Source organism: Hydrogenophaga sp. (assembly GCF_041633695.1).
Taxonomy (GTDB): Bacteria; Pseudomonadota; Gammaproteobacteria; order Burkholderiales; family Burkholderiaceae_C; genus Hydrogenophaga.
Genome location: NZ_JBFJMY010000276.1, coordinates 1 through 5,676 on the forward strand (window position 1 = coordinate 1; position 5,676 = coordinate 5,676).

4 protein-coding genes and 1 pseudogene are annotated in these 5,676 nt (G+C 65.9%); 4 read left to right on the plus strand and 1 reads right to left on the minus strand.

Annotated elements, in window-relative coordinates; genetic code table 11:
• The 4 genes from ABYB95_RS15795 to ABYB95_RS15810 form a co-directional block, all read left to right on the plus strand.
• A partial coding sequence (locus ABYB95_RS15795; RefSeq protein WP_372659517.1) for a MarR family winged helix-turn-helix transcriptional regulator occupies nt 1-385 on the plus strand: 385 nt, incomplete at its 5' end.
• Between the two features lie 66 nt (nt 386-451).
• Nucleotides 452-1,984, plus strand: a complete 1,533-nt coding sequence (locus ABYB95_RS15800; protein WP_372659518.1) for an efflux transporter outer membrane subunit — start codon at nt 452-454, stop codon at nt 1,982-1,984.
• Nucleotides 1,985-2,044: 60 nt separating this feature from the next.
• Nucleotides 2,045-3,325: an efflux RND transporter periplasmic adaptor subunit gene (locus ABYB95_RS15805; RefSeq protein ID WP_372659519.1), complete on the plus strand. Its 1,281-nt coding sequence runs from the start codon at nt 2,045-2,047 to the stop codon at nt 3,323-3,325.
• 19 nt (nt 3,326-3,344) lie between these two features.
• Nucleotides 3,345-4,955, plus strand: coding sequence for a DHA2 family efflux MFS transporter permease subunit (locus ABYB95_RS15810; RefSeq protein ID WP_372659520.1), 1,611 nt, complete (start codon nt 3,345-3,347; stop codon nt 4,953-4,955).
• Between the two features lie 257 nt (nt 4,956-5,212).
• On the opposite strand, the pseudogene ABYB95_RS15815 reads toward ABYB95_RS15810, so the two are convergent.
• Nucleotides 5,213-5,676, minus strand: a pseudogene (locus ABYB95_RS15815) (hypothetical protein); the annotation flags it as partial.

The following is a 5,676-nucleotide window of genomic DNA, read 5'->3' on the forward strand; positions in this document are numbered from 1 at the left end:
CGCTTTTCAGGCCAACAAACGGCTGGGTGAACACGATCTGACCACGGCCCAGTGGAGCCCGATGATGAAGCTGCGCTTCAAGGGCAGCGCCACGGTGGCGGAGCTGGCCAAGTGGTGCCAGACCGACGCCGGCGCCATGACCCGGCTGCTGGATCGCCTGGAGAAAAAGAACCTGTGCAAGCGCACCCGTTCCATCGAAGACCGGCGTGTGGTGGTGGTGGAGCTGACGCCGGAGGGTGCTGCCGCCATGGAACACGTGCCCGAAGTGCTGTCCGATGTGATGAACATGCACCTGAGCGGGTTTTCGCGCACCGAGTGGCTGAACCTGAAATCCTATCTCAGCCGCATGGTCGACACCGCCGACCGGTTGCGCGACGACAACTGATTCTGGGCCACCCGACAAGCGCCGCTGGCCGTCCGTGCTTTTTCAACTATTTCATTGCCTAAGCAAATGAAGCCGCATCAATCAATTTCCCGTTTCACGTCTGAAGTCCCTGTTGCGCAAGATCGGTTCCGAACCCGGCAATGGGTGGCGGTGTTGGGCGCTTCCGTGTTGTTGCTGGCCGCTTGTGCCAGTAGCGAGGGCATCCGCTCCGAAGCCACGGTGCTGAAGCCGGAGGCGCTGGGGTTGGCCGCCGCCACCCCGACGGCAGATGCAGACACCGTTGCGCCCCTGCAGGTCGAATGGTGGTTGGACTGGCGCGACCCGGTGTTGACCGAGCTGATCACCCAGGCGCTCAAGGCCCAGCCCAGCCTGAAAGTGGCGCAAGCCCGGCTGAGCCGCGCCCAGGCCGGTGTGGCGGGCGAGCGGGCGAGCGAGGGGCCGAAAGTCAACGGTGCCGCTGACGTCACGCGCCAGCGCTTCAGCGCCACCAGCATTTACCCGGCACCGCTGGGTGGTTCGATCCGGACGCTGGCCAGTGCCCAGCTCAGTGGCAGTTGGGAGTTCGATTTTTTTGGCCGCCACCACGCCGCCATGGAGGCCGCTCTGGGCACCGAACGCGCCGCTGCTGCCGATGTGCAGGCCGCACGCACCATGTTGGCCAACCAGGTGGCGCAAACCTATGTGCAACTCGGTCGTCTGGTGGCGCAGCGCGAGGTGGCCCAGCGCTCCTTGGCCCAACGCAACGAGATGCTCGGCCTGGTGCGCCAGCGCGTGGACGCCGGCTTGGACAGCCGGGTCGAATTGCGCCAGGGCGAGGGCGCCTTGCCCGAGGCGCGCCAACAGCTGGAGCAGATCGACGAACAGATGGTGCTGACCCGGCATGCGCTGGCCGCGCTGTCGGCGCAAGCGCCGAACAGCCTGGATGTCTTGTCGCCCCAGCTGGCCGACTTGCACGCTGTGTCCTTGCCCGAGCGCTTGCCCGCCGATCTGCTGGGGCGCCGCGCCGACATCACCGCAGCGCGCTGGCGCATGGAAGCCGCCACCCAAGGCGTGCGGGTGGCGAAAACGCAGTTCTATCCCAACATCAACCTGACCGCTTTTGTGGGGTTGTCCAGCATCGGCCTGGACCGGTTGACCGAGTCTGGCAGCCAGCAGTACGGCGTCGGCCCGGCGATCCGCTTGCCAATTTTTGATGCCGGCAACCTGCGCGCCAACCTGCGCGGCAAGGCGGCCGATCTGGACGCGGCGGTCGAAAGCTACAACGGCGCCGTGCTGGAAGCCGTGCGCGAAGTGGCCGACCAGCTCGGCTCGCAGCGGTCGATCGAACGCCAGCAGGTGCAGCAAGTGCAGGCGCAGGCCGCAGCGGAATCGGCCTACGCCTACGCCACCGAGCGCTACCGGGCCGGCCTGAGCACCCACCTCACGGTGTTGAACGCAGAGTCCGCCATGCTCAACCAACGCCGCCAGGCGGTGGACTTGCAGGCCCGTGCGCTGGCGGTGCGCTTTGCGCTGATCCGTGCGCTCGGCGGTGGTTATGGCGGTGACGCCGCTGCACCCCAGGCCCAGGGCGCGACGGACGCGCCGCTGCCGCGTAGCTGAACCCAGCGCACCCCATTTTTCGACCTCTTCATTTTCTTGAACCGACACCGGAGCCACACCATGACCTCCCCCGAAACCCGCACCGCCCCGCAAGGCAACCCCGCCCGCAAGAAAGCCCTGACCGCCGTGAGCGCCGCCGTTCTGGTGGCTGGTGCGGCCTATGGCATTTACTGGGCACTGGTGCTCAACCACTTCGAAAGCACCGACAACGCCTATGTGCAAGGCAACGTGGTGCAGATCACACCGCAAACCACCGGCACGGTCGTGGCCATCAACGCCGACGACACCGACCACGTGAAAGCGGGGCAGTGGCTGGTTCGGCTCGACCCGGCCGATGCGCAGAACGCGCTCGATCAGGCGCAGGCCCAGCTGGCGCAGACCGTGCGCGAGGTGCGCACGCTGTTCGCCAACAACCGCACCCAGCAAGCGCAAATTGCCTTGCGCGAGGCCGACCTGGCGCGGGCCCAAAGCGAAGTGGCACGGGCACAAGACGACGTGTCGCGCCGCCAGCCGCTGGTAAGCAGCGGCGCCGTGGGGCAAGAAGAGTTCAACCACAGCAAAGCCCAGTTGACCGCAGCCCAGAGCAGCCTGCAAGCGGCCCGCTCTGGCGTGCTGGCCGCGCGCGAGCAACTCGCATCGAACCAGTCGCTCACGGCGGGCACCTCGGTGGACCAGCATCCCAATGTGCTGCGCGCATCGGCCCGTGTGCGCGAAGCCTATCTGGCGCTCAAGCGCGCCGATCTGCTGGCGCCGGTTGATGGTTATGTGGCGCGGCGCAATGTGCAACTCGGCCAGCGGGTGCAGGCCGGTGCACCGCTGTTGTCGGTGATCGCGCTGGACCAGGTCTGGGTCGAGGCCAACTTCAAGGAAAGCCAGTTGCAGAACCTGCGCCTGGGCCAGCCGGTGGAACTGTTTGCCGATGTGTACGGCAAGAACGTGATCTACCACGGCACCATCGACGGCCTCGGTGCCGGCACGGGTGCGGCCTTTGCGCTGTTGCCGGCGCAGAACGCCACCGGCAACTGGATCAAGGTGGTGCAGCGCGTGCCGGTGCGGGTGCAGCTGGACCCCGCCGAGCTGGTCAAGCACCCGCTGCGTCTGGGGCTTTCGATGGACGCGCGCGTCGACGTGAGCAAGACCGATGGGCGCATGCTGGCAGACGCCGAGCAGCCCGCCGTTGCGGTGCAGACCAGCGTGTTTGAGCAGGACAGCCGCGAGGCCGATGCCAAAGTGCAGCAGATCATCGCGGCCAACGGTGGCCCGCAGGCGCGGCCCGCCCCACCCGCCGTGGACGACACGGTGCTCACCAGCGCGCGCACGCTGGCGGCACTGAACCACTGATCCAACGGAACACCCGAGCATGTCTGCCAACGCCTCCACGCTGTCGGGGACGACCGACGGCGCAAGCCCTCCCACGCCACAGGCGCCCCCGCGCCCCACCGAGTTTCCCCCGTTGCAAGGCGCGCAACTGGTGCTGGGCACCGTGGCGCTCTCCCTGGCCACGTTCATGAACGTGCTGGACAGCTCGATCGCCAACGTGTCGATCCCGGCCATCTCGGGCGACATGGGTGTGAGCCCGACCCAAGGCACCTGGGTCATCACCTCGTTCGCGGTTGCCAACGCCATTTCGGTGCCGCTGACCGGCTGGCTCACCCAGCGCTTTGGCCAGGTGCGCCTGTTCACCATGAGCGTGCTGCTGTTCGTGCTGGCCTCGTGGCTGTGCGGACTGGCGCCCAACATCGGCACGCTGATCGCTTTCCGGGTGCTGCAAGGCCTGGTCGCCGGTCCCATGATCCCGCTCTCGCAGACCTTGTTGCTGGCGAGCTACCCCAAGGCCAAGGCGGGTACCGCCATGGCCATGTGGGCCATGACGGTGCTGGTGGCGCCGGTGGCCGGGCCGTTGCTGGGGGGCTGGATCACCGACAACGTCTCCTGGCCCTGGATCTTCTATATCAACATACCGGTGGGCCTGTTTGCCGCTGCGCTGATCTGGTCGGTTTACCGCAGCCGCGACCCGGGGCCACGGCGCGTGCCGCTGGACGTGATCGGCCTGTTTCTGCTGGTGGTGTTTGTGGGCGCGATGCAGATCATGGTCGACAAAGGCAAGGAGCTGGACTGGTTCGAATCGGGCGAAATCATCACGCTGGCGGTGGTGGCGGTGGTGGGCTTTCTGTTCTTCCTGGCTTGGGAGCTGACCGACAAACACCCCATCGTGGACGTGCGCCTGTTCGGGCAGCGCAACTTCGTGTCCGGCACCCTGGCTTTGTCCATCGCCTACGGCGTGTTTTTCGGCAACGTTGTGCTGCTGCCGCTTTGGCTGCAGCAATACATGGGCTATACCGCCACCTGGGCCGGTATGGCCACGGCGCCGGTGGGCATACTGGCCATCGTGTTCTCGCCCTGGGTGGGCAAGAACGTGAGCAAGATCGATCCGCGCAAGCTGGCCACGGTCGCCTTCATCGGCTTTGGCCTGGTGTTGTGGATGCGTTCGCTCTTCAACACCCAGGCCGACTTCCTCACCATCTTGATTCCCACCCTGTTGCAGGGCGCGGCCATGGCGTTCTTTTTCATCCCCTTGCAGGCGATTGTGTTTTCTGGGCTGCCCAATTCGCAGCTCCCGTCGGCCGCCGGGCTGTCGAACTTTGTGCGCATCACGGCCGGGGCGGTCGGCACCTCGCTGTTCACCACCTTGTGGGAAAACCGCGCGGCCTTGCACCACGCCCAGTTGTCCGAGGCGGTGCACCTGGGCAATGCCACGGCGGTGGCCACCATCAACCAGATGATGGCCGCTGGCATGAACCGGGAGCAGGCGCTGACCAGCATCAACCGCATGATCAACCAGCAGGCCTATACCCTGGCCGTGACCGACGTGTTCTACCTCTCTGCGGGCTTGTTCTTTCTGCTCGTGCTCGTGGTCTGGGTGTCCAAACCAAGCTTGGGCGCGGCAGCGGGCGGTGGCGGGGCGCACTGAAGCGGATGCGCTTTCCACAGCCACAAAACCGTTTGGTTCGAAGTGGGCTGGTGCTGTGTTGCGCCGTCGGCTTCGAAACCCCGTTCGGTGTGAACGGTTTCTGGTGGACAGAAAACCCAGCAGCTTGAAGCGCTTGCTCGGCGGACGGGAATAGGCCGCTGCACCCCAAAGAAAAAGGCCCACGAAGGGCCTTTTTCTTTGGGGGAGGAGCCTCCGTCATCGGCCTTTGCAGGCCGGTGACGGACACCCTCGGCGCTTCAGCGCGGCACGATGGCCCAGGTGGGGTCGGCGGTGAAGGCCGCTTCCATGCCTGGGGTCATGCTCTTCCACTTGGCGTAGGCAGCAGCCGCTCCACTGACACCCGAACCGGCCGCTGCACCCAGCATGCCCCGCGAGTAGGCGGCGGCACCGGCGGCTTCGTTGGGATAGCCATCGATGCTCAGCGTGCTGCAGGCTTTGCCCACGTCACCCGAGTAGTTGCGGGCGTACAGCTCGCTCCAGCTGTTGATGAAGGCGTCGCCGCTGTTGCGGATGTACCAGTAGTAGCCTGGGCCCTTGGCGGCACAAAAGCCGTTGGCTTCGTTGTTGTAGCGACCCACGTTGAGCTTGCTGAAGTGGTTCAGGATGCTCTGCGCCTTGGGCACGCCCTGGTCGGCCAGCAAGCTGAACACCACGCCCACAAAGTCGTTCTGCCATGGGGCCGATTTGCCGTGCTCATCGC